The 24,460-nt window shown below is 48.0% G+C and carries 19 protein-coding genes; 1 reads left to right on the top strand and 18 read right to left on the bottom strand.

What is annotated here, in order from left to right; all coding sequences use genetic code 11:
- Positions 1–24 precede the first annotated feature (24 nt).
- From MHH78_RS24180 to fabD, 15 genes are all read right to left on the bottom strand, one after another.
- Complete coding sequence (locus tag MHH78_RS24180; RefSeq protein ID WP_341169074.1) at positions 25–6,240, bottom strand: amino acid adenylation domain-containing protein; 6,216 nt, start codon at positions 6,238–6,240, stop codon at positions 25–27.
- A gap of 34 nt (positions 6,241–6,274) precedes the next feature.
- Positions 6,275–7,633: a condensation domain-containing protein gene (locus MHH78_RS24185; protein WP_341169075.1), complete on the bottom strand. Its 1,359-nt coding sequence runs from the start codon at positions 7,631–7,633 to the stop codon at positions 6,275–6,277.
- Complete coding sequence (locus MHH78_RS24190; RefSeq protein ID WP_341169076.1) at positions 7,630–8,877, bottom strand: aminotransferase-like domain-containing protein; 1,248 nt, start codon at positions 8,875–8,877, stop codon at positions 7,630–7,632. Before MHH78_RS24190 ends, MHH78_RS24185 begins: the two co-directional genes overlap by 4 nt.
- Positions 8,878–8,901: 24 nt before the next feature.
- A complete protein-coding gene (locus MHH78_RS24195) occupies positions 8,902–9,078 on the bottom strand; it encodes a hypothetical protein (protein WP_341169077.1) in 177 nt (58 codons plus the stop codon).
- Complete coding sequence (locus MHH78_RS24200; protein ID WP_341169078.1) at positions 9,035–10,417, bottom strand: phenylacetate--CoA ligase family protein; 1,383 nt, start codon at positions 10,415–10,417, stop codon at positions 9,035–9,037. The genes MHH78_RS24195 and MHH78_RS24200 overlap by 44 nt, the downstream gene beginning before the upstream one ends.
- Positions 10,414–11,154 carry a hypothetical protein gene (locus MHH78_RS24205; protein WP_341169079.1) on the bottom strand — a complete coding sequence of 247 codons (741 nt, stop codon included), beginning with the start codon at positions 11,152–11,154 and terminating at the stop codon, positions 10,414–10,416. The genes MHH78_RS24200 and MHH78_RS24205 overlap by 4 nt, the downstream gene beginning before the upstream one ends.
- The gene (locus MHH78_RS24210) at positions 11,151–11,978 is read right to left on the bottom strand and encodes a peptidase U32 family protein (protein ID WP_341169080.1); all 828 of its coding nucleotides are present in this window, start codon (positions 11,976–11,978) and stop codon (positions 11,151–11,153) included. Before MHH78_RS24210 ends, MHH78_RS24205 begins: the two co-directional genes overlap by 4 nt.
- The gene (locus tag MHH78_RS24215) at positions 11,962–12,837 is read right to left on the bottom strand and encodes a thiamine pyrophosphate-dependent enzyme (protein ID WP_341169081.1); all 876 of its coding nucleotides are present in this window, start codon (positions 12,835–12,837) and stop codon (positions 11,962–11,964) included. The genes MHH78_RS24210 and MHH78_RS24215 overlap by 17 nt, the downstream gene beginning before the upstream one ends.
- Positions 12,812–14,407 (bottom strand): B12-binding domain-containing radical SAM protein, encoded by a 1,596-nt coding sequence (locus tag MHH78_RS24220; RefSeq protein ID WP_341169082.1) that lies wholly within the window; start codon positions 14,405–14,407, stop codon positions 12,812–12,814. The genes MHH78_RS24215 and MHH78_RS24220 overlap by 26 nt, the downstream gene beginning before the upstream one ends.
- Positions 14,404–15,615 carry a phenylglyoxylate dehydrogenase gene (locus tag MHH78_RS24225; protein ID WP_341169083.1) on the bottom strand — a complete coding sequence of 404 codons (1,212 nt, stop codon included), beginning with the start codon at positions 15,613–15,615 and terminating at the stop codon, positions 14,404–14,406. The genes MHH78_RS24220 and MHH78_RS24225 overlap by 4 nt, the downstream gene beginning before the upstream one ends.
- Positions 15,602–15,889: a 4Fe-4S dicluster domain-containing protein gene (locus tag MHH78_RS33980; RefSeq protein WP_445667942.1), complete on the bottom strand. Its 288-nt coding sequence runs from the start codon at positions 15,887–15,889 to the stop codon at positions 15,602–15,604. The genes MHH78_RS24225 and MHH78_RS33980 overlap by 14 nt, the downstream gene beginning before the upstream one ends.
- Positions 15,867–16,409: a 2-oxoacid:acceptor oxidoreductase family protein gene (locus MHH78_RS24230; protein WP_341169084.1), complete on the bottom strand. Its 543-nt coding sequence runs from the start codon at positions 16,407–16,409 to the stop codon at positions 15,867–15,869. The genes MHH78_RS33980 and MHH78_RS24230 overlap by 23 nt, the downstream gene beginning before the upstream one ends.
- Positions 16,410–16,706: 297 nt before the next feature.
- On the bottom strand, positions 16,707–17,210 hold the full coding sequence (loaP, locus tag MHH78_RS24235; RefSeq protein ID WP_341169085.1) for an antiterminator LoaP: 504 nt from the start codon (positions 17,208–17,210) through the stop codon (positions 16,707–16,709).
- A 78-nt stretch (positions 17,211–17,288) separates the two neighbouring features.
- Entirely contained in the window at positions 17,289–18,350 is a 1,062-nt protein-coding gene (locus tag MHH78_RS24240; RefSeq protein ID WP_341169086.1) for a hypothetical protein, read from the bottom strand.
- Positions 18,351–18,601: 251 nt separating this feature from the next.
- Positions 18,602–19,846: an ACP S-malonyltransferase gene (gene fabD / locus MHH78_RS24245; RefSeq protein ID WP_341169087.1), complete on the bottom strand. Its 1,245-nt coding sequence runs from the start codon at positions 19,844–19,846 to the stop codon at positions 18,602–18,604.
- A 310-nt stretch (positions 19,847–20,156) separates the two neighbouring features.
- Between fabD and MHH78_RS24250 the strand changes: the two genes are divergently transcribed.
- Entirely contained in the window at positions 20,157–20,426 is a 270-nt protein-coding gene (locus MHH78_RS24250) for a hypothetical protein (RefSeq protein ID WP_341169088.1), read from the top strand.
- Between the two features lie 224 nt (positions 20,427–20,650).
- Here the strand turns inward: MHH78_RS24250 and MHH78_RS24255 are convergent, their stop codons facing one another.
- The 3 genes from MHH78_RS24255 to MHH78_RS24265 form a co-directional block, all read right to left on the bottom strand.
- Positions 20,651–20,941, bottom strand: coding sequence for a group II intron maturase-specific domain-containing protein (locus MHH78_RS24255; protein WP_341170369.1), 291 nt, complete (start codon positions 20,939–20,941; stop codon positions 20,651–20,653).
- Positions 20,942–21,063: 122 nt separating this feature from the next.
- Positions 21,064–21,678 (bottom strand): reverse transcriptase domain-containing protein, encoded by a 615-nt coding sequence (locus MHH78_RS24260; RefSeq protein ID WP_341169089.1) that lies wholly within the window; start codon positions 21,676–21,678, stop codon positions 21,064–21,066.
- A gap of 748 nt (positions 21,679–22,426) precedes the next feature.
- The gene (locus MHH78_RS24265; protein ID WP_341169090.1) at positions 22,427–24,451 is read right to left on the bottom strand and encodes a right-handed parallel beta-helix repeat-containing protein; all 2,025 of its coding nucleotides are present in this window, start codon (positions 24,449–24,451) and stop codon (positions 22,427–22,429) included.
- Positions 24,452–24,460 lie beyond the last annotated feature (9 nt).

Consider the following 24,460-nt stretch of genomic DNA (forward strand, 5'->3'; position numbering starts at 1 on the left):
TCTCCACCTTTTGTCGAGTCAATCTTAAGTCTGTGAGATGGCGCTTAACATCCCCGAATACAAATGAAATATTTCATCCGCTGCCTGCGAATCAAGTATTGCCTGGTTATAGCGGCAGCGGAACAAACAGCCTTCCCCTATGCTCCGTTCCATTTCCACCAGAACATCATAGCTATCTGCAGGACAGTCGCAGATGTCAATATCGTCCTTCCAGTAAATAAGCGGAACAATTAGTAATTCCTTCTCCGGGCCCTCCACTTCAACTCCCAGCGCTTCAGAGCTTATTTCCTGTAATCTGCACGCCTGCTCCAGCATGGCCGGCAGAGCCGGATTGCCGGAGAAGTCAAATTTCATTCGCACTACCCCGGAATATTCATCTGGAATGAGCGTGTCAGCGCTAACCATTGCTCTACCCGCGGCATCCCCCCAGAGGCATGCAAAAACTGCAGCTGCGGCCTCACGCAAGGTTGCACGGGAAGCTTGGCATAACGCCTCCAGCGTTGAAGTTACAGCTTCCGGCAGCCGGAAGCATGATTCCGTAAATTGTACCAAATCTATTGATTTACAATGATCCTGATTCACATTATCCTCAACGTCCTCCTCTTGCTGCGCTTCCTTGTCCATTAAGGCGATATAACTGCATAATGAACTAATGGTTGGATATTTGAAGAAATCCGTCACTTTCAGACCCGGGTAGATCTTGACCAGTTCACTGTGTACAGCTAGAACCGTAAGGGAATTCCCGCCGATATCAAAGAAATTATCTTCTGTACCAAATTCTGTGACTGCCAGCTGTTTCGCCCATAAATCATAAACAAGCTTTTCCCCATCAGACTTCGTTCTCTCCTTGCTTCCTGCTGCTTCCCATACCGGCAGGGGAAGCAGCGACCGGTTGACTTTCCCGTTCTCCATCATGGGCAGGTCTTTAAGTGTAACGTAGTAATCGGGTACCATATAATCAGGCAGTTGTGCAGCCAGGTTTTTTTTCCATGCACTGTGGTTTTTTATTGTCTCTGTCACGAGATAAGCGCATAAATGCAAGTATCCGGCGGGGCTCTGTACCGCGGTCACTATAGCATTCTCCACCTCCGGCTGCTGCAATAACCAGTGCTCGACCTCTTCCGTCTCAACCCGGTAACCTCTGATCTTCACTTGAGTATCCCGTCTTCCACGGTATTCGATCCAGCCCTCCTCGGCATACAATGCAATATCTCCCGTCTTGTACATCCGGCCATATGGCCCCCGCCAAGGATGGGCAATGAATTTCTCTTCCCTTAAGTCAGTCCTGTTCAGATATCCCGGTGAAACTCCTACACCGGAGACGTGTAGTTCTCCTGGTACACCCACCGGGCACATATTCCCGGATTCATCCAGAATGCACACCTCCATATTCTGAATGGGTTTGCCGATGGGAACTGAATGCTTAACATTTGTATGCGGATCAAATTCGTAAACCATGCAGCCAACCACAGTCTCGGTAGGTCCATATTCATTTATAATCCGTACATTACCTTTGAAGTTCTTTCGGGTTCTAGAAGCAAGCTCCGTAGTAAGTGCTTCCCCTCCGACTATGAACGTATGCAGTGGCGATTCAGAGCAATCCAGCTGATTCAAAAGCCGTAAGTGGGATGGTGTGAGCTTTATCAGATTCACCTTTTTGTCAGTTACTATGGATTGTAGAACCTCAATTCCGCGTGGATAGATTTCCAGCGCATGACCGGATAGCAAAGGTCCAAAAATTGAAGTAACAGTCAAATCGCAGGCTGGAGATGTATATAAAGGAACCACAATCCCAGGATGGTTAAAATAAGTACGAATTGCCCAATCCAGATAATTTATGACCCCTTCCTGCCGGATAAGGCAACCCTTCGGTGTTCCCGTTGAGCCGGAAGTATAAATAATATAAATCAAATCCTCTGCGCTTCCTGCAGCACACAGCAGCTCGCCTTGAGTTTCTCGGAGCTCCAGCTCACCGGCTATCCACAAGCTTTCCACTTGCCATGTCCTTCCTGCCAAATCTTGCTCTGTCAGCAGAAGACGGCTACCACTGTCAGCCAATAGGCCATTAATCCGCTCCGTTGGAAACTCGGGATCAAGAGGTACATATACACCCCCGGCTTTCAGCACACCGAGCATACCTGCAACAAGCCAGACCGAATTGTGCAGTAACAAAGCGACTTTATCGCCTTTGCGGATTCCACACCGGATTAATCTGTCGGCCACCAAATCCGTTAAGAGACGCAGCTCCCGGTAAGTCCAGTGTTGTCCGGCATCGGATACGGCAATATTGTCCGGATAACTATATGCACACTCATCAAATCGTTCCTGCACAGTAACCGATCCTGAAAGGGCAACCCGCTCACCACAATAGGCATCAAGCAGTTGTTCCTCTGATTCCTTCCCTGTTAGAGAAATCCTAGCTATAGGTTCCTCAGGATACTCCGCTGCTAATTTCGCCAGATGAATAAACCAGCGGATATAATTGTCAATCGTGCTGCGCTTAAACAACCGGCTGCAATATTCAAGTTCAAAATGAAGGTTGCCTGTTACCGCATCCTCTTCAGCAAACAAAGTTAAATCGAATTTTGAAGTCTGTTTTTTAATGGGATAAATCTGCACACTCATATCCGGTATACCTGGGACAGGAGCCGGTTTGGGTGACATTGTGAACATGACATCGAATAGGGGATTATGTGCAGGGTTCCTGTGAACCTGCAGTTCATCTATCATATCCTCGAATTGATATTCATCATGTTCAAGGGCACCAATAACTTTCAATTTCAGCTGCGAGAGCAAGTTCAAGAAATTGTTCTCCGGCTGCACACCAAGCCGGATAGGCAACGTATTAGCGAACATGCCAACCATTTCCTCCAGATCCGGATGAGACCGGCCGGCGGTTACAGTGCCGACAACTAAATCCTTCTGATGAGTAAGCTTGTGCAGCAACAGGAACCATATCCCGAACAGAATAACAAATAACGTCGTATCGGCGGTTGCCGACAGAGCGCTAAGCTGTCTTACTGTTGTGTTCGGTAAAGTGAACGCTACAGCGTTACCCTCATGGCTGAGAAGATCCGGTCTGGTAAAGTCTGTGGCCAGATCCAGAACCGGTATACCACCGGCAAATTCTCTCATCCAGTACTTGCGTTGTGATTCAAGCGCCGTTGATCGGCTTCTTCCGGTTTGCCATATCACAAAGTCCTTATAGGTTTTGTCCGGGTCCGGGAGCACTCCTCCTGACCAAAATACGGCCAGATCATTCATCAGCAGCTGGCAGGACAGTCCATCAGCAGCGATATGATGCAAATCAACCACTAAAAGGGCCTGATTATCCCCGTGTTCAATAAGCCGCGCCCTTATCAAGGGAGCCTGTTCCAGATCAAAAGGACAAATTGCCGCTTTGATTGCATCTTCTATTTCAGCTTCATTGCACCTCATTTGCACCAGCGCAAAGGGTGACTCCGGCATGATATAGGAGCGGATCTCATCTCCTTTTCGGATGAAACAGGTCCGAAGAATAGCGTGCCTGTTCACCAATGCTTTAAAACCCGCTTCGAGCACGTCACGATCAATCCGGCCTTCCAGTTTGTAGACTGCAGTCATATGATATGCTGTTTCCAACGGATGAAGCGCCTGCAGGAAGTACAGCCTTTTTTGTGCCGATGAAAGCACATTACCCTCCTCTAAAGGAACGGCAGCCGGAATAGGATCATGTATGGCAGTCTTTTGCTCTCTAATGAAATCCGCCAGCGTCCGGATGGTCGGATTCTGCAGAATTTCCGCCAGTGGCAGTTGTATGTGAAAGTGTCTGGAAAGCAACGATACAAGTGAAATCGCTCTCAAGGAATGCCCGCCCGCATCGAAAAACCGGGTATCAATCCCGATCAGGCCTGTCTGATTCGGCAGTATGTGTTCCCAGATTTCAATAAGCTTACGATCTATGTCATCTCTCGGCTGACCGATGGCCACTATTTCTTTGCTGCGAATTTCGCGTAAAGCCTTATAATCGGCCTTTCCGTTAGGTGTCAGCGGAACAGCTTCAATTTCGATAAACTGCGAGGGAACCATAAACGCTGGAAGCTCAGCAGCAGCCCATGTCCGCAACGCTTCCCGGCGCACTGAAGAATCCGCCACGTAGTAGGCAGCCAATTCCTTATCCGATATGGGATCTGAATGCTCCTCTCTTACCTGAACCACAACCTCCAATATGCCTGGAAAGTGGGCCAGCCTGCTCTCCACCTCTGTGAGTTCCACACGCGCTCCCCTAATCTTGACCTGCTGGTCGTTTCGGCCCAGAAACTGCGCAGTCCCGTCCGTCATCCAGCGTCCCAGGTCACCGGTCCGGTATAAACGTTCGCCTCCGGTAAAAGGATTCGGCACAAAACGTTCGCGTGTCAACTCCGGTTGATTAAGGTATCCTCTGGCTATACCGGCCCCCCCCACATAAATCTCTCCTGGAGTACCTATGGGACATAATTGTCCTGCTTCATCCAGGATATACATCACAGAGTTACTCACTGGTCTACCAACGGGAATTGGGCCATCATACTCCTGATGAACGGGCATCCAAGAGGAGAATGTGGTATTCTCAGTAGGGCCGTACATATGGCAGATATTTAACTTGGGGTATTTCCGTCTGATCCGGTTCAATAGATAAGGACGCACCGTATCTCCACCAATCAGAAAATAGCGCAGATTCTTAAAAATCGAATCATGGTCGAGTGCGAAACGATTAAACAGCTGGGGCACCAGATGGAGAACAGAAATTCTGTTGTGGCGTATATTCTCTACCAGGGCATCAGGATCGAGCAGCGTGTCTCCGTCAATCACATGTAATGTAATTCCGTTAAGCAAGGAAGCCCAAATCTCAAACGTAGTAATATCAAATACAGCTGAACCCGTCATTGCCAGCCGGTCCTCACCCGGTCGCAGGGAAATAAAATTCATATCAGTTACCAGACCAGTTACATTGCGGTGTTCAATCATTACCCCTTTGGGCCTGCCTGTGGAGCCTGAGGTATACAGCACGTAGGCCAAATCGCTGGGCTTTATTTCCTGGTACTGTGGCTGCTGTTCCGGAAGTTCCTCTGACTCCAGGAGGCTGTACGAAATAACCTTTCCCTTAAAACCGAGCCCGGCCGCCCTCTCTTCATATCCATTGACCAGGAGTACCTCCGCTGATGAATCTTCAAGCATGTAGCGTGTCCGACTCTCCGGATACTTGGGATCAAGCGGAACATAAGCACAGCCTGTCTTCAAAATACCAAGCAAAGCAACAATAAGCTCCAGAGAAGGGGAGGCCATTACCGCAACTAGCGCCCCATGTGAAACACCGTTTGCCCGCAGATTGATTGCTACCTGGTCTGAACGCTCCTCCAGCTCCCGGTAAGTCAGCATTTTCTCCTTGAACACGACTGCCTGACAGTCTGGAGTTCTCTTAGCAGTGAGCTGGAAAAGCCCCGTCACCGTTTGCTCAGGGGATGTGGTGCCGGCATTGCCGCTTAGCTGTGTCAGCAGCCGTGACTCCTCATCCTCACTTAGAACGCTGAAGCCGCCTATTTCAAATTGCGGATGCACAAGCGTCTGCTCCAGTACGAGCAGAAATCTCTCAGCCAACAGCTGCATCGAATCGTGCAGAAAAAGGGCTTCGTCATAACTGATTTTCAGTGTAAAGCTGTCATTGATTTTCTGAAAAGATAACGATATTTCATTCCCCGGGAGAATGTCTTCTTCCGCTGCTCCATGAATTGCGTCATAACGGCACTGGTAGCGGAAGGGCCAGTTCTCTCCGGTATTGAGGAGCTGTTTAACTTTTTTCTGGGCTTCAATGGTGTGAGAGTAGCTGTTACGCAGAACCTCCTGTTTCATCTGAATCAAGTAGTCCCGGAATACCATGCCACCATCTACAATGCTATTTATCAGAACACCACTGTGGCCATGCGTTCTCTCACCCTGCATAAGGGGGGCGAAAATAAGCATACGCCCCATTCCCGATGATCCTCGCATAACAATACCCAATACGGATATTATCCATATATAAACAGATAAATCGTTGTTTTTGCATATCCGAAGTAGCGCTTGTCCTTGTTCACTGCCAATCTGCTTTTGATAAGACTGCCAATTTTGAGCTCTCCCGTACGGATAATCATGAAGCATAAAAGCATACTGGCTCCGTTCGCTTTCAAGGTCATTCCATTCCCCATTCAGATCCGCCGTTTCACTGTTCGTTTGAAGTTGCACTATTCCACCGCCCTTTTAACAATTGAAGCTTTAATCAGAAATCAAAATCCGCTACCGGCGCACAAGCCTCGGCTGGGGCACCATATAACAGATGCTCAACGGGAGCATGAATCATGGAAGCTGCGGCATACAATATACAGCAGAATTCCTGGTCCAGAACCTTCACCTGATTGTTGGAATAATACTTGCCGTCATAGACAAAGCGAATCTCGAATCCGTTAATCATCAGAATTTCGACCGTCAAAGGGAACCGGGTACCATTAAGACGGTGACGGTACGATTCAAGCCTCAGCTTGTCCGTGCCGGTAAGTCCGCTCCAATTCACCGGGTAATTTTCAACGGCCAGAAATGTATCGAACAGCGGCTCATTGGTCTTATCAACCGCCTGTTTAATGGCATGGAGTGGAAGGTGATGTGACGGGACGCATTCTCTGTTACTCTGATCCAACCGCTCCCAAGCCGATGCAAGCCTCTCACCGGGATGTGTTCTGACCCTTATCGGAATTGTATTCATAAACAATCCGACCATCTCCCCGATCCCCTGCACAGGAACATTTCGCCCCGAGACAACGGTACCGAATACCACATCATCAGAACCGCAGAACTTCTGGAGAGTTAACCCCCAGGCCAGCTGAAAAAGCGAAGACATCGTGGTTCCCCGCTCGGCACATAGCCTTGCTGCCTCCTCAAGCCTGCTGTCCAGTACGCTTGCATATACTTCAAGTGAAGAATCTTGGGTGGTTCCTGCTGACTGTGAGACTTTACATGGAGGTTGGACAAATCCCTTTAAATAGGACTTCCATACCTCCTCCTGTTCAACCGTTTGGACAGACTGCAAGTAATTAATAAATTGCTTGTAAGGTGTTTTGACTGGCCGGGCTTGTGTCCGGTCCCCCAGCGCCTCTGTATATGCCGCCACAAATTCGGAAGCCAGCAGCGCATTACTCCAGCCGTCAAACAGTATATGATGGTGCGTAATTACCAGACGGAAGCGGCCGGCTTCAGGGATAAAGGTTAGCCTGATTGGACAGAGCCCAAGGTCCAGCTTGCCTGCTGCTTCCTCCATGAGCTTCTTACTGCGCCTTTCCCGATCTTCTGCAGGCAGACTAGTCATGCTGTAATACTCTGCTGGCACTGTCCGCTCTTTGAAGACGATTTGTACCGGTTCGCTCAAACCTTCCCAGCGAAAGACTGTCCGAAGGGAGTCATTGACGGCTGAGAGATGTTTCCAGGACCTCTCCGCAGCCTGCTGTGACCATGGCCCCTGAAAGATCAGCTCTGTCTGTTCGATATAAAGACCCTCCATCGGATTAAGCAGGCATTCCAACAAAATTGACTGTTGCATAGGAGACAATGCTACTATATCTTGAACATCCCGCGGATCTATCCTCATATACGGTTCCTGATAAAAGCACCCAGCCGTTCGGCTCCGGTCTCTATTGTCTCCGGGTCGAGGTTGCTGAACGCAAGGCGGAATCCGTGCGATCTGCCCGTTTCATTAAGCCGGAACATATACATAGGACAAATTATTACACCGTAGTCTCGAACACATTCCATGAGCAGCGGACGAGTCCATTCAAAGGAGCACTCGGCCGCCATAAAAAACCCTCCCGCTGGCTTGGATACAGTACATCGCCCCTCCAAATGCCTGTCGAGAGCGGAAAGCAGCAGGTTCCTGCTATGTAGACAACTGCTCACTTTAGGTTTAACAAATGACTTTAGAGAGAAATCCTCACGTTCAAGCAGTTCCCCCGCCATGGCTTGAAGCAATGCCGATGTATTGACAGTCAGGAAACTTTTCACCTTCTTACACAGCTCCGATAATCGCACCTTTCTGGAGTCAATGGAAAGATCCAGGTCAGCAACCAGATATCCCAGCCGCAATGAGGGGAATATGGTTTTGGAAAAACTGCCTATATAGATCACTCTTCGGTGGATATCCAGTGCTTTTAACGTGGGAATCTTCTCTCCTTCGTATAGATAGTAGCCGTATGGGTTGTCCTCCACTATATAAAAATCGTACTTTTCTGCCAGATCAAGCAGACGCCTGCGGCTGTTCAAGGGCATATATTCCGCTGTAGGATTGTGGAAATCAGGAACTTCGTAAACGGCTCTGAGGCGCTTTCCCTGGTTGTGCAAGGCAAGCACCTTCTCTTCCAGTTCATCAAGATCCATTCCTCCTTCTTTTCGGCCAATGGGACAAAGGGGGATGCCGCAAATTTTCGCGTAACCGACGAAGCCCACGTAGGAAGGCTCGCTAATCATCAGCACATCCTCAGGCGAACCGAAGAGAGCATGGATTACGATCGCCATTCCTTCCTGTGCTCCGTCGGTAAGCAGAATATCCTCAGGATCCGCTGTGATTCCCTCATCGTTAAGCAGCAGTCTGGAAATGGACTCATTAATGATTCCTTTGGTCATATTGTATTGACCAAGCCTGTTCAGATTATCACTACCAACCAATGCGGGCTTATGACGGGCTGCGTAATCCTTTATGCCTGAGACCACAGATTCTACTTCAAACAACTCCTCCTTCGGTCTTCCCGAGCCAAAGGAGACTGCTCCGGGATACAAAAGGCTTAATTCGTTCAGCAGGTTCATTGAATCCAGATAAGGGTCAGTCAACCGACTATTCACTGGATCACCTCCAACTATTCAAAGTCAAAAATCTTCACACTCTATTTTGAGTAGCCGCAGCAGCGCTTTGATTTGCTCCGCATTACTCCCTATGCATGGCATGATTTCACCATATATCTGGATCTCGTCAATTATCGCTTCCATCCTGTCAATATGTTCAGTGATTTTCTCCAGAACCGGCAGTTCCGCAGCTGGGTTCATGGACCAATCCCCCTTTCTGCCGCAAGTCTGTGAATCTGTTCGCCTTCAGCTCACTTTTCGGCAGTGATCCGTATGGCTGGATGGAGACTTCAAAATCCAGACAGGTGCGGTTGCGAATATGCTTGCGGATTCTGGCGGCAATTTCCGCAATCTCTTCCGAGGCTGTTTCGGGCACACATTCGGCAATCAGCTCCGGCCGCTTATCCCCAGGATGTATAAGGACCTTATATTCATGAGCAAGACTCTCGGAACTATTTACAATCTCCTCTACAACAGCAGGGGTTACAAACGTGCCTTTGACCTTCAGCAAATGATCTATTCTTCCCTCCACGCCGCCTTTCAGCATCCGGTAAGTTCGTCCGCAGGAACAGGGCGTCTCCTGCCAGCAAGCCCAATCGTTTGTATTAAATCGGATGCACGGCTGCCCTTTCCGGTGAAAAGCCGTGATGACCAGTTTTCCGTACCGGTCCGGCTCCTCTATGACTTCATGGGTGTGAATATCAACTATTTCTACCAGAAACATCGATTCATTGACATGCAGCCCTCCGCCTTTATGCGCACACTCAAACCCCCAGGCCCCTACTTCCGTCGCGCCTACATGATTATATACATCGCAATTCCAGGCCTTTTCTATAGCCTTTTTGGTAGACGGAATCTGTGCTCCGGGCTCCCCAGCGCATATGATGTGTTTAACCGGGCTTTGGGATAGGTCTATCCCCAGCCCGGCTGCCGTCTTGGCAAGGCGGAGGATATAAGTCGGCGTCGAAATCAATGTTGAAATGCCCGCATCGAAGATATGATGCAGCTTTTGCTCAGACGAAAGTCCTCCGGCAGAAATAATTTCAGCACCGATTTTCTCACAACCATAATGCGCACCCCAAAAGCCTATAAAAAGGTTATAGTTAAAGGCAATCATGACTTTATCCGTTTTCCTGACATTTTGTGCCCATAGCACTGCTGCCCAGCATTCTGCCCACCAATACCAGTCTTCCAGCGTATCCGGCTGTCTCATAGGACGGCTTGTTGTACCGCTGGTCTGATGGTAGAAGACGACATCTGACGCCGGAACGGCAAGCCCGTTGCCATAAAAAGAACCGGTAGCAGACTCCTGAAAAAAGTGCTTATCAACGATAGGCACCAGTCTGATATCCTGTATAGTGTTAATATCCTCAGGCTGAATGCCTGCGGAGGCATATAAGCTCTGGTATGCGGGAGAATGCTGCCCTGCAAACTGCATGGCCTCCCGGAACCTGCGCAGCTGAAGCTTCTGCAAACGCTGAAGTTCTGCTGTCTCTGTAACCGGATTCCAATAGGGCGATACTAATCTGGTACTCTTCATATTTCCAGCCCGCCTGCGTTATAAATAATTGCCTCATGCAGGGGCAAGGGCTTGTCTTCAACGATGGAACCTGCCCGATACAGAAGATGCCCGCTGCTAATCAATCTTACATGTTTGCTACGGTCAGCGAGAATCTGCGATCCTGAGGCACAGCGACGGGGATCGCAGGTCGCGGAGCGCCCGTCTTTTTGAATTAGGCACTGTCTCGACAAGGAGAACATTCTTTTCTCCCCTTCTCTGATCCATAGCGGGAAATGGGTACTCACCGAAAGGTCCTCCAATAAGGAGGTATCTTCCGCAAAACACTCTACTGCTGTTATATTGCAATTCTTAAGAAGATCAAATAAATAAGCATTGGTCCGCTTTCGCTTTCGGATACTGAAGCGGCCCAGCACAAACTCCAGATGGTCCGTCCCCTGAAAAGCATTCAGGATCCCAGGGCCGTTCACCACAATCCCGTCAATTAATTTATACCTGCCCATTTTCCCGACAAATTCTATGAACTGAGACTCTTGTCCAAACAGATAATACGGCTGCTGAACATATATTTTAGCCGTAGGCGAAGCCTCTTTGATCTTTTGGCATGACTTTATCAGCCGCTCTTCGTTCAAATCTGCCCGTTCCTTATCGCACAATACACTTCCCAAAATCCAAATTTTAGGCTGTCTTTCAAAATCCATAGAGCAGTCACACAAAGAGTGGCAGTGGACTCCGTTTACAACTATTTGTTCTGTCATGGAAGCATTCCCCCATATGGTATATCGGCAAGCGATCTTAGTGTCCTTGTGCCCTGAGCGATATGGCTGTAACCCCTTGCCCTACCTTCAATCTTCCAGTGGTTCACGCCGATATCCCGTAAATGCTGCGCTTCTTCCCCTCTGGAGAATTGGTTTCCAAAAGGTAAATACATAACCTCATCATCCATACAGCCACCGCTAAAACCCAATGGATGGCTGCATATAAATTGAGTGCTTTTCTCCCCGACAGGCAATCCGCACTGGCAATGTCCGGCTTCATTTATGCATTTCATCCCGTAAGTGATAGCTTCCCATTCAAAATGATAGCGGGATGTAATTGCATTCATCTCTTTCAATGTCATGGCCGGCGGTAAGACAATCCGTTGTACCCCCAGCTCCTCGGCCAATTTAAAGTCCCAATCATGCATACATCCCGCATTTGCGCTTAGATGAATCGGAAAACTCCCGGACCGCTGGCGGATAGCGTGGATACAGCCCCAATCTGAGAGAATGAGTCCGTCAAGCATTCCATTTTCCAGGACGGGCAACCGCTCCAGGAGTTCATCCACCTCTTCAGTGGTCAAATCACGATTGATGGCGACATACAGTTTCTTTTCCTGGCCGTGGATGATTTTACTGGCTGCGTATATCTCATCCCAGCTTAATTCAATGCTGGTATTATGCCACGAGCTGCGAACCAGACCACAGTAAAGGGCATCTGCTCCAGCTTCCAGGATCGGCTCGACTTGGCTGACCCCGGCAAAGCAGGATACCACTTCAACCTTACGCCGCCTACTCCCCTGAGCCTTAGTCCTTGTCCTCATGTTGGACCCGCTCCTTCATGAACTCGGAGGAAACTTTGCTGAATCTCTTTTGCAGGCTGAAATAAGCCTCCGCTGAAGCATGTTTTATCTTGCTCCGACTGACAGTTTTCTCTCCGTGTTCTATTTCGTAAAGCTCCCACATCCCACTTTCAACCGCCTTTCGTGCCACTTCGACTGTTAAGCGGGACTCAAACCCCCAGCCGGTAGGACAAGGGGTATGGATATGAATATAGCTGGGCCCCATTACCTTTTTCGCCTTGGAGATTTTCCGCTTGAGATCAGGCATATATCCGACAGATGCAGAAGCTATATAAGGAATGCCGTGTGCCCTAGCAATGCTAAGCATATCTTTTTTCATTACCGCTTTGCCTCCCGGCGTTGTGCTGGTCCAGGCACCTTGGGGACTGGAGCTGCTCCGCTGCATACCGGTATTCATGTATGCTTCGTTGTCATAACAGACATAAATAATTCGCTCCTGCCGTTCAAAGACACCGGAAAGAGACTGCAATCCTATATCTGCTGTCGCACCATCTCCCGCAAAAGCCAGTACATGCACTTCGCTGCGGTTCTGGCGGTCAAGCCCAGCCCTTATTCCAGCCGCATATGCCGCTGTGTTCTCCAGATTCCCCTGAAATCCGGGAATCCGCAACGCGGTTACGTTTCCGTCTCCTGAGAATAAGGCAGCGCAACCAGGAGGAATGACAATCATTGTATCAGGACCCAATACATCCAGAATATTTCTCAGAACTATTTCCATGCCGCAGCCTGTGCAGGTGCTGACACCATTGGCAACCAAAGGTATTTTCATCGTCTCCCGTTCCTTTATCAAAAGATCAAAATGTAATAATGCTGGATTCATAGCCTTTTCGCATTAAGTATTGATACAGCTTCAAACGCAGCCGTTCAAAGTCTGCAAGTGTGTCGGCAAATAACTGCGGTGTAATCCTGCTGAGAGTCCAATCCCTCATCCCATTCAGCCTGACCTCATCCTGTGCAAGCTTAAGCAGCATACTTGTCCATTGATAAAACGACTGGTTAAAAAGTTGCTTAACAGCGCCGTACTCCTCAATATACTGTGCAAAAAAATCCAATCCGGCTGCATCCTGACGAATTTCAAACAGGCGCCGGTAGTACCCCAGGATCAGGTGGAAATAATCCAGGTAAAAATCCAGGTTACTCATAATTCTGCCATTGATCCGATTCACTTCTCCGGCGAAATACTGCATAAATTCCGAGAATCGGCCGACCGATGGGTCTACAAAACGGTATTGGTTATTAGACTTATCTCCAGGTGTTAGCAGCCCCTCGGCGCTCAGCTGATTATAAATAACCGTGCCGCTGAAAATGGCCAGTTTAGAGAAGAATTTAATGTCATAGCCATACTGGTGAAGGAATTCCAGGTTATTGTGCAAGCCTTCAATGGTGGTTTTTGGATTGAAATTGATAAATCCCGGAGAAATCCAAATTCCGTAGCCATTAAATAAATCCATAATTTTCCTATTGTCATCCGCTCTGGCGATTTTATTGTAGAAGACAAGATCTTGATCGTTGGCCGATTCAATACCAATGCAAGCGCCAGTCAATCCTGATTCCTTCAGCAAATCCATTACCTCAGGAGAAGTCTTTCGTTGGAATTCGGCCCGGAAGTCTGCGAAATAAGCAATCGACAATTTCCTTCTGACGATCTCTTCTGCCAGCGCTGTCAGCCGTTTCAGGCTGTTATAGGGATCTTCAAAGCTGCTGTCGATAAAGTTGAAGGCTCTTACCTGATACCGGTTAACAATCATTTCAAGCTCGTCGACGACATTACCTACAGAACGTCCTCTCCATTTCGACCAAAAGAGCTGGGTAGCACAATAATTACATCTGGCCAGACAACCTCTTGAACCGGATATTGTAGCAATTTTCATTTTTTTCTCAACGAGAATGTCACGGGCTGCGAAAGGGATCTGGTCCAGATCCTGAATTAGCGGTCTGGGTTCATTCTCCACAACGATGTCACCGTCTCTGTAGATGACACCTTGTATGCCGGCAGCTGATTCGCCCCGCTCTAAGCGCTGAACCAGCTCCTTCAGAGTCTCTTCTCCTTCACCAGAGATAGCATAGCAAATCGCGTCATTCTCCTTCAGCATCTGCTTTCCGTCTGAGGTCGCAAGCACCCCTCCGACACAAATGACTGCCGAAGGCCAGATTTCCCGTGCCTTGGCAATACTACGGTACACCGAATCCTTGGAAACTTCATATACCGTAAAACCAATCAAGTCAGGTGTTTCTTGAATTTTACCCATATCCAGTTCCCGCTCATGATTCATCATCAGTCTGACCTCATGGCCATCTTGTCTTAAGACAGCGGCCAACAGGGATAACCCGATCTCCTCCATCGTCCCGCTCATTTCATCGTTGTATATGAACATCATTAATACCTTCATTGCCTGTCCCCTTTGCTTCTGATTTCCATTGCATGCTCCTTTACATCAATCCATACTTTGCGTGACTGGCTGCCGTTTTTTTTCATTTCATCCAATATGTTCAGAACTGTTCCGGTTGTAATATCACGCCCGCCTAACCCGCAGACAAAGTTTGTAACCGGTATTGCATTACGCTTGACCGTAGCCTTCACCTCGAGGCATAAGGGCCCAACAGCCGCACCAAGACCAGCGCTCCTGTCTATAACAGCGATACCAGCCAAATTCGGCGAGTCCAGCAGCTCAGATAATTGTTCATGGGGGAAAGGTCGGAAGGAAATGACCTTCACTACCCCGATCCGTTCGCCCGCTGCTGTCTTTTCATTAACCACATGCTTGATAGTTCCGGCCATGGAACCCAGACATACGATGATATATTCTGCGTTTTCACATTTATAGGCTTCCAGCAATCCATAGCTTCGTCCGAATTTGTGAAGATACAAGTCTGCTACCTGACCAATGACCTGCTCAGCCCGGGCAAACCCCTGCTCCTGCTGAAAACGCATTTCAGTAAATTCTTCAGGAGGTGTCAAATTGTTGATAAAATACGGACGATTGAAATTCAAATGCATATTATGAGGGATGTATTCTCCTATAAATTCATCGATCTGGGTCTGATCAGGAACAACGACCGGCTGGAGTGAATGGGACACAAAAAATCCGTCCATACATACCATGACCGGTAGAAGCACTTCATTATGCTCGGCAATCCTGTAGGCCAAAATCATTAAATCCAGCACTTCTTGAGCATTTTCCGCATATAATTGAATCCAGCCTGTATCCCTCTCAGCCATGGTATCCTGATGGTCGCACCAAAGGCTCCATGGAGAGACCAGTGCCCTGTTAACAACAGGCATTACTATCGGCACTCTGCAGCCTGCGGCCACACCAAGCACTTCATGCATTAATGCCAGACCAACAGAGGAGGTTGCAGTGCCCGCTCTGACACCGGTCAATTGCGAGCCGATGCAATAGGAGATGGCAGAATGCTCGGACTCCATACAAACATATGTGCAGTCTGCTTCACCTGTATCAGCCATTTGCGACAATCTTTCCACCAGCGGGCTTTGCGGCGTTATAGGGTATGATGCAACAACCTCCACCCGTGCCAGCTTGATAGCTTCCGCTGCTGCGGCATTGCCGTCCAGCATCCTTATATCAATTCTCTTCATCACAGTTTACCATTGCGATACATTTGCGCTGACACACCTCAGAGCAAATGCTGCAGCCTTTACAGTATTCATAATTAAAAGTAATTAAATCAGTTGCACTGTTCCTGTTCATAAGTACAACGCCGGTCGGGCAGTACATTTCACATTGCCCACATCCCGTACACCCGACAGCATTGTACACGGGCTTCGTGCTTTTCCAGCTCCCCACGGGCTGGCTTCTCCAACTTGTTGCTACAGGTCCCAGCAAAAACTCAGTTAACTTCTGCGTAGTCATATGAACGCCTCACCAACTCCCTGTATTTTATTGAAGATTCCGTATGAAAATAATCCTCGATACAGCTGCACACATGGTCAATGCCATAAAGTCCAGTTCTGGCCAGCACCCCCAGCATCGACAGGTTTGGAATGTCACTGCCGATCATTTCTTTGGACAAACGGTAGGCATCCGCATGATAGATCCTCTCAAAGCCGTATTCCGAAAACCTGGCGCAGTCGGAAGTGTTTACGGCTAGCAGACAGTCCGGTCCAATTCCCTTATTAATCATCCTCCCCCTCTGCTCCAGACTAGGGTCCAGCAGAAGTACTATATCCGGTTGGGCAACAAAGCAATTTAAGAGCACCGGCTGACTATCCACAAAGACATCAGCGTAAATCGGCGCTCCTCTTCGTTCATGCCCATAAGCCGGAAACATTTTAGCGAATCCACCTTCATATTGACAGATTGTACTGCACAGCAGTTTGGCAGCCGTTACGACACCTTGGCCGCCTACGCCGTATATTTTAATCTGCTTCATAATTTCCTCCCGCCCTATTCCTCGCAAGTTATTAATCAATTCTAATTCACAAAAAAAGATCCCCTTTATAAGGAGGACCTGGAATCTATCATAATATTTTTTCAGCGCGGGCCACCCGCTTCCGCTCATCCTCCAAATTGGAGGAGTCAGAGACAGGGATACCGCCTTCAGAATACAGCTTCGCCACTTGCATGCACCAAATTTGATGTAAGCCGATTATAAGTATGTAACATTCAGCCTAATTAATGTGCCTAAGCTTCATCAAAGGGCATCAATGTGTTGTGAGTAACAACCGCCTTAGAGCATACCGTCGAGTTTAAAGCCCAAATCAATCATTTTAGTTTCTCCAAGCAACTCCAGCCGAATCTTTGCGCGGCGAGTATGCTTGTTTATTTTGCAAATTAAATGTTCGCGTCCCTTTAAGGGGCCGGAGATGAACTCCGTTGTGGCTGCGTTCATTTTAGCCGCAGAATCACCAATGATTCCGTTTGTATCCAGCAAATCCAGTATCGGATTCATTTCATCTGCATCGACATGGATGAAATCAAGGCCATTGCAAAGAATTTTGCGGACCTTAGGCAAGTCGTTGATTAAATGATAAGAATAATTATCCATATTGAACTGTATAAATACATATCCAGGGAACATTTTCCTAATAACGCTTACATACTTTCCGTCTCTTTTCTCAAAAAGCATTCTTTTGGGAGTCAATGTTGTATATTCACCTTGGTACTTATATTTTATATACCGCTGAACTATTTCTTCATAACCAGTTTGCACATATATTACATACCAATTCATGGTATACATCCTCCTATATACCAATTTTATATCCTATAAAATATTATTGATGTTAATTTTTTCACAATAAGCATTTTTCTAATTCTCATTTGAAGGATTAAGTTTTCCGCTTAGAATATAAATAAATGTCTCTATTAAATCTATATCCATTCCTCTAGCCGTTAATAATTTCTCTTTAATGTACTGCTCAGGAATATCGTTTTTCATAATAAAATGTTTCAACAAAAGGTTTCGGATCGATAAAACGACTTTTTCCAGCTGTTTAGCCTTTTCCAGTAAGCCGTCATCTTCAATATAAGCGTTATCAATCATATATTTGATTCGCTCAACCATGATTCTTTTATGCTCCCATAATATATGAAAAGGCCTGATGTCAAGCGAAGATTGCCCTCTTTTGACAGATTCAAGGTATTCCATCAGGGAAGCATATACGGATATACCATAACATAGATCTCCAGTCTCACTATTCAGACCATAGGAGTATATTAACGGCTTATATCTAAGAGATGAATCAAAGGACCGCAAATAATCATTAAGCCAAATGTTAAGCAATGATAGATCTACACTGGAGTCGTCAAATTGATCATTTCTTTCAATTACGAATATCTTTATATCCCAATAATCTAAAGTGTCCTCTAAACTATGCAGTTGTTCAAATGGAATGAGATGTGAAGAAAACTGCATATCCGTTCCAAAACCTAATGTATAAAAGCAATTATTCTCAAGATCATATCCGTAAATGAAGACATCATGAAATACATGGTTTTTCTGGTATGAAATTTTACTGGAAATATCATACTCATCAGCCCAAGTGTAGATATATCTTCCCAAATCAATACAATCTATGATAAATTGCTTAACTCCGCCAGTATAATTTTTGGATAATAATCCCCGCTTAATCATTTGGTTTTTAAGCGGCTGTATGCCCTGTGGGTATCCAAAGAAAAAGTACTTATTATAAAAATCAAATTGGGAATTGCGGTTGGTGGCTATATCTTTGGGGCTGATGAGTTGAACAAAATTCGAGTAAAACCAGGGAACATACGCTTCAGTTACAGACAAAATAGATAAAGGGTATGCATGATGGAGATAACCAATAATTGGCGGATTTTCATTAACAGGCAAAATAGTTTTTCGCATTTGCTAGCATCCTTCCATAGATAATTTTTTTATATATATGATAAATTTTGGATTCCTTCAACCTAGTAGATCTTCCTATAGTTATTGTTTTTTTTCAATACAAATAGAAACATTATATCTAAATTATGTATTTTATTCCGCTTTGGAAACAAAAAAGCAACTTCCTGTTGGCAAGCTGCTTCTTAAAATTCTCTATTATCATAGTTATACCATCCAGATTATTGCGCTTTCTTAAATTACTGCTTAGAAGATTAAATGTGGAACGGATCTAAATAGTCCTTGAACATACCTCCGGTGCCCGTCGATTTCAAAATAATCGCAATACGTCTTTTTTGTTCCTCTAACGGTACTTTCTTAGTCGTAAATACCCGGATCAGCATGTCCAGGGAGTCTCTCATCTGCTCCACGTCGGGCTGCTTTCCTGACTGTTTCAGCTTATTATGAAGTTTACGGATTTTTTCATAGGGTTCTATTACGCCCTGTTGATATTCTTCCTGAGCCCAGTTCTGATTTTTTGTAGAAACTGCCGCAGCCAGACACTTGGTTACAACAGTCGGCAACAGTTGCAATTGTCTAAAAATCGAAGCCTGATCCTCCTCCTTATTGAAGGAGAAGGCATGTATCTCCGGGTAAAACGGACGCACTAAGTTTCGTAGAACAGCCTTTGGACCAATTTCTACTGCCATTACGACACCTTGCTGTTGTAGATAATCCATATTTTCGGTCCAACGTACAGGGCTCGTCATTTGTGCGGTCAGAAGCTGCGGGATCTTTGACTTACTCTCATATGGACGAACAGTGACGTTAGAGAGAACTGGCCATGCAGGTTCTTCATAACGAAATCCTTTAAGAACCTGGAACAGCCGTTCACCAGCCTCTCTCATCAGCGGAGTATGAAATGCCGTGCTGACCTCCAGCCGGATCACATCGGCATTCTTTTGCTTAGCCGCCTCCTCGACTGAGATCACCGAGTTCCGGTGTCCTGCGACAACCAATTGACCGGGCGAATTGTAATTGGAAACCACAACCCACTCCCGTGGTGTGGATACCGACGCACATAAATCCTCTACTTCTTCCGGCTTCATTCCCCGTACCGCGGACATCAGAGTCGGAACTTCCCGTCCTGCTTCTGCCATTAACTCACCACGAATACGTACAATTTGCAGTGCATCCCGGAATGAAATAGCGCCCGCGCAGGTAAGCGCAGTGATCTCTCCAAGACTGTGTCCAGCTGAATAATGAGGCTCAATTCCGCCTTGCTGCCGGTAATACAGATAATCCGCATAACATGCTGTCAGTATTGCAGGCTGTGTATTCTCCGTCTGCTTCAGTGCCTCTAAACTTCCTTCAAAGCAAAGCCTGCGGATGTCCATCCCAAGGGTGTCATTCGCCTCTTCAAATGCTTCTTTGGCAGCTTCAGAAGACTCATAAGAACGCTTCCCCATCCCCACATACTGGGAGCCTTGACCTGGAAATAACAATGCCAGCTTATTCAAAGCTACTCCTCCTTTTCAGTGTCTATTTGCCTGATAAAGAATTTATCCGGAATAAGTTTGGTCATTGTAACAGGTTTCTAACAATAAAAATAGTAAATACATCATTCTTCATTTTCGGACCATAAGGTCTATTATAAAACTTGATACACCCTCGCCTTATCTACTCTATATATTTCACACTAGTTCACCATTCACCCTATATTGCTAAAAATATATTAAATTCATATTTTTCATTGACTGAATCGAATAACAATATTACATTTTCTAACACAATTAAAAAACATACATAAAGGAAAAGGATATTGCCCATATGACTAAGTTAAAACATCTACGTAAAACTAAAAAGCAAGTACTGGCTACTTCCATTGCGTTATCTGTTATTGCTTCGGGAGTGATTCCGTTTCAAACCGATGTTGTAAATAAATCCATTGCACAGATGCAGCAGGATATGATCAGCGGCACAACGACTTCTGTCCAAATTACGCAAGCGTATCTGGATCGAATCAAGGCGTACGATTGGGGGCAACTTGGCTTCCATGCCTACCTCCATGTATCCGAAACTGCGCTGGCCCAGGCCTAAGCGGCTGACAATGCCCGTGCACAAGGCGCCAAGGGTGACAGGTGCCAGCTTAAAGAGCTTCCGCGGAACAGACGGCATGGCGAGTACGACAGGTGTGCTGCCGCTCACTTGGGGACAGGATTATGCCGGGCCTATTGCCAAAACCGTAACGGACCGGCCATTTCCTTTATGTCACCCTCTGGGTGCAGTTCGTAGGTTCAAATCCGGTATTATTGACAAGAGATTTACCAATCTGTACTTGGAGTAAAGGATGCATTCCGGCAGTCTTTTCCACCCGCATTGCGCCAGCGCTTGAATCGGTGACTCCATATCCGCCTTATAATCCAGCATTGAAGTCGGTTGAACAGCTTTCTGACGTGGGATTTGCGGAAATAATTTCCCCAACCTCGGATGACGGGGTTTATGGAGTCGATGAGCTCAAAAACGGTTAGCGGGATGCGTCTGTGGGTTCGGGCTCGAATAGTGTCCATGAATGATTGAATGGACTTGTCTTTGGGATAGGCATGAATATTCATCTTCGAAGGCTTCTTCACCTTTTCCCGTGGCAACGCTAGACCCTTTCCCTGTTTGAGCTTATAGCCCAGAAACTCGAATCCCCATTTGATGTGGGTGATCTTGGTTTTGTCCGAGTGAAGCGTCAGTCCAAAAGACTCCAAAATCGTTCTAGAATCCCGAAGCGCCCGTGCGGCTTGCAGAGGACGACCCAATCGTCAGCGAAACGCGTCAGTCGGTACCCTCTACCCGTCATTTCGTGGTCGAACCGATTCAGGTAGACATTGCTGAACAACGGACTCACAACGCTTCCTTGCGGTGTTCCGCTTGGAGTAGCGTATTTCGTACCGCTCTCCCTATACCCGGCTTCGAGCATTTGCCTGACCAGTTTGAGGATTCTGCCGTCGCTGACTTGCTCCGCAATCCTGTCGATTAGGGGTTCGTGATGGACCGTTCCGAAGAAGTCCCGCAGGTCTGCATCCACGATCCATTCGCATCCGTCCATAAGTTCGCGATAAATCTTCCGCATCGCTTGATGCGTTGATTTGCCCGGTCGGTATCCGAAGCTGCACTCGCTGAATAGGGGCTCGAAGATAAGTTCCAGCCTGTTTTTCAATGCTTGCTGACAAACTCTGTCCCGTATCGCCGGAATGCCCAACGGACGCTTCTCGTTTGGCTTTTCTTTCTTGGGAATGTGAATTCGTCTGACCGGCATCGGTTGGTATATGCCCTGCCTCCGTTTGTTCTCACAGCTTCCCATGCCATTTCCAAATTAGTTCGGTGATACACCTTGTCGATTAATGAATGAACCTTTCGTCCTGTGCCTTCTGCTTTCATGCGTATCCGGACGTTTCTGTTGTTCGTCCGTTCGTAAGTAATGCGCAGCTCTCCGACTTCTCGCCATGCATCCGGTATGCATTTCGGGGTTTCCTTATAGCATCCGTTACTGAAACTGCCGCGCATTCTGGGAAGCGGCGGGTGCGGCGCGACCGCTTCGACTTTGTTTAATCACTCGCCCTGCAAGTGCATCTGTTTCAGACATGACGAGATCTCCGTGGGTCACATCGTCATCTTCCGTACCATGCCGCCCGCACACACCTTGGTGCGATGGGTGGACTAGAACGCCTTCGTCTCCATAGTGCAGACTCGACCTTGCCCCATCTTTGGCCGACCGGTTTGCGAGTTCGGGTAGCCCCGTTTCACTACATTACCCCCGGGTTTGGATATGAGCCCCCTAGTCCGGGGCTCAGCGGGACTTTAACCCGCCCGATGATCGTGCTGCCACGCACGCACTATGAGCCCCTCGGACTCCCTCCCACAGACGATTCATTTCGTCTTTTGGACTTATAGAGCGCCTCTTTACGGGTTCCTAATAAAAATTCCGTGTGGGGGAGGGTCTCCCCAGTTACCAACTAGATAATGCGTGCCTCTGGGCACGCCCACAATAAAAAGCTGTCCCAAGCAGCCATTTCATGGCTTTTGGGACAGCCCCTTTCAAGCATTCTGCGTTACAGCACTATTTTTACCGCAACATTATCCGTCAATTCAAACGGTCCAGGCGTCACATTCGAGTCCGGGCGCTGCTTACCGAAGAAATCGCGGTCGAACCGGTACGCCGAGCCGTCCGGCTCCTCGTAACGCATCTCGGCGTGATAGCTTCGGCCCAGCAGATTCGTGGTGACCACGGTCGGCGCGGCAGCACGCAGCAGCTCAGGGTTCACAATATGCACCTGCACCTTACCGGAAGCCGGATCAACCTCGATCTCAAGACCCTTATCGGCATAGACCTTCGCGTTCGGCTCATGTGTACCCGGCACCGCATCTTTCAGATACAGATTACCTTGAATGGCTACAGGAAGGGCCATCTGTTCAGGATGGAACGGCTTGCCGGAATCGATCATCGCCTTGATCTCTTCCTTGGTCAATTCCCACCACTGCTTATGCAGCGCATTCGGGTGCTCGTCATAGCCGCCCAGTCCAACTGGATGCAGATAACAGCGGGAATTATCCGGGATACCGTCCATTACCCGTTCACCGTTATCATTAAGCTGCTCTCTCGGGGTAAGCGGCAGATGCTCGAAGAACGTCATCGGAACTACCTCATTGTCCGTATCTTCATCACGCAAGAAGATATTGTTATAATAGCGGTCGTCCCCGCCTGCGATATTGCTGTAGCCCGCAACCGCTGTCTCATGCGGCATATGGTACGGTGTATATCGGGTAAGCTCGGGACGCACAACGAATCTTCCGGCGAACAGGTTATGGACGAACGCGCCGCCCTGGGCCATATTGCGGAAGTTCATCGGCGACAGGAACAGGTTGTGATCCACCATATAAGGACCGTGGCACACCTCCATGAAGAAATCCTCGGACAGGTTGTCGTAGAATACATTCCGGCTGATCCGGGTGCCCTGTGCCTGCCAGTCCAGCCATAACGCCCGGTAGGAGCTGTAAATGACATTTTCGCAAATCTGGGTATCCAGTGAAGCATGGAGCTTGATTCCGCCTACCTCTGCCCCGTGGAAAATCCGTTTATGATGAATATTATAAATGCGGTTCTGGACAATCTGGCTGAAGGCCCCGCCCAAATGGCCGACAACCCCGGCCTGCTCACAATCATGAATTACATTATTGCGGACGATATGACTTCCGATGTTATCCTTATGCCAATCCTGGCGGAGTGCACGGAAAATAACCTCCTGCTCCCGCTGCGTCCCGCCCTTCATCCGGCCATTTGACCACTCGTTATGCCCGGTTGAGATTTCTTTGCCCAGGCTCACCCCTGTGCATTTGGACTCGCAGATGTGGTTGTCCTCAATGATCCAGCCCTTGCTCCAGTGAGGTCCGATCAATCCTTCCTGCAATGCCGTTGGCGGAGCCCACTGCGGAGATGCCTGCCGGAGAGTGAAGCCTCTGACCGTAATGTAGCCCCGTCCGGTCTGCTCCGGCCAGAAGCAATAAGGTCGAACGCTGATCTCCACATTCTCCCGGCGCGGGTCCTTGCCCCCGAAGCTCGCCCAGATCTTAGTGGCGGCCGAGCCTGCTTCCGCATACCACTGCTGCAGAGAGTCCGCTGCGTACTTGGCCTGCGGCCATACCTGAGGATCGCGCAGCTTGGTAACGCTATCACATTCATACAGCGATTTGCCGTCCAGATAGACCTCCCCCAGATGCGGCTCGAACGCCCCTTCGAACAGCCAGTCGCCATACAATTTCTCCGCAAAAGGATTGCGCACAGCAAACAGGCTGTTCGGCACCACTGTACTCCAGACACCATCTCCTTCGTCCTGCCAATCCGCAACAGGTTCAGCCCCTGTGATGACGACTTCCCCGTCCCCGGCAGCCTGATAGACAATCCGCTGTTCCTCTGTTCCTCCGTTAGCCGGGCTCACCCATTCCCTGTATGTACCCGCATGAACAGTAACTGTATCCCCGGGCTCCGCCAGCGCCGCAGCGCGGGAGATGGAGCGGAAAGGCTGTTCCTCCGTGCCGGGGGCCTGATCGCTCCCTTGCATTGCTACATGATATTCCATATGATAAAT

Source organism: Paenibacillus sp. FSL H3-0333 (genome assembly GCF_038002805.1).
GTDB classification, from domain to species: Bacteria; Bacillota; Bacilli; order Paenibacillales; family Paenibacillaceae; genus Paenibacillus_AQ; species Paenibacillus_AQ silagei.

Bases quoted from the DNA above. Each gene is read 5' to 3' on its own strand.
- MHH78_RS24240 (WP_341169086.1), bottom strand. From the start codon at position 18,350: ATGCGAAAAACTATTTTGCCTGTTAATGAAAATCCGCCAATTATTGGT.
- MHH78_RS24265 (WP_341169090.1), bottom strand. From the start codon at position 24,451: ATGGAATATCATGTAGCAATGCAAGGGAGCGATCAGGCCCCCGGCACG.
- MHH78_RS24255 (WP_341170369.1), bottom strand. From the start codon at position 20,941: ATGAATATTCATGCCTATCCCAAAGACAAGTCCATTCAATCATTCATG.
- MHH78_RS24200 (WP_341169078.1), bottom strand. From the start codon at position 10,417: ATGAAGAGTACCAGATTAGTATCGCCCTATTGGAATCCGGTTACAGAG.
- MHH78_RS24230 (WP_341169084.1), bottom strand. From the start codon at position 16,409: ATGAAGCAGATTAAAATATACGGCGTAGGCGGCCAAGGTGTCGTAACG.
- MHH78_RS24215 (WP_341169081.1), bottom strand. From the start codon at position 12,837: ATGAATCCAGCATTATTACATTTTGATCTTTTGATAAAGGAACGGGAG.
- MHH78_RS24250 (WP_341169088.1), top strand. From the start codon at position 20,157: ATGACTAAGTTAAAACATCTACGTAAAACTAAAAAGCAAGTACTGGCT.
- MHH78_RS33980 (WP_445667942.1), bottom strand. From the start codon at position 15,889: ATGACTACGCAGAAGTTAACTGAGTTTTTGCTGGGACCTGTAGCAACA.
- MHH78_RS24210 (WP_341169080.1), bottom strand. From the start codon at position 11,978: ATGAGGACAAGGACTAAGGCTCAGGGGAGTAGGCGGCGTAAGGTTGAA.
- MHH78_RS24225 (WP_341169083.1), bottom strand. From the start codon at position 15,615: ATGAAGAGAATTGATATAAGGATGCTGGACGGCAATGCCGCAGCAGCG.
- MHH78_RS24195 (WP_341169077.1), bottom strand. From the start codon at position 9,078: ATGAACCCAGCTGCGGAACTGCCGGTTCTGGAGAAAATCACTGAACAT.
- MHH78_RS24205 (WP_341169079.1), bottom strand. From the start codon at position 11,154: ATGACAGAACAAATAGTTGTAAACGGAGTCCACTGCCACTCTTTGTGT.
- MHH78_RS24185 (WP_341169075.1), bottom strand. From the start codon at position 7,633: ATGAGGATAGATCCGCGGGATGTTCAAGATATAGTAGCATTGTCTCCT.
- loaP (WP_341169085.1), bottom strand. From the start codon at position 17,210: ATGAATTGGTATGTAATATATGTGCAAACTGGTTATGAAGAAATAGTT.
- MHH78_RS24260 (WP_341169089.1), bottom strand. From the start codon at position 21,678: ATGGGAAGCTGTGAGAACAAACGGAGGCAGGGCATATACCAACCGATG.
- MHH78_RS24220 (WP_341169082.1), bottom strand. From the start codon at position 14,407: ATGAAGGTATTAATGATGTTCATATACAACGATGAAATGAGCGGGACG.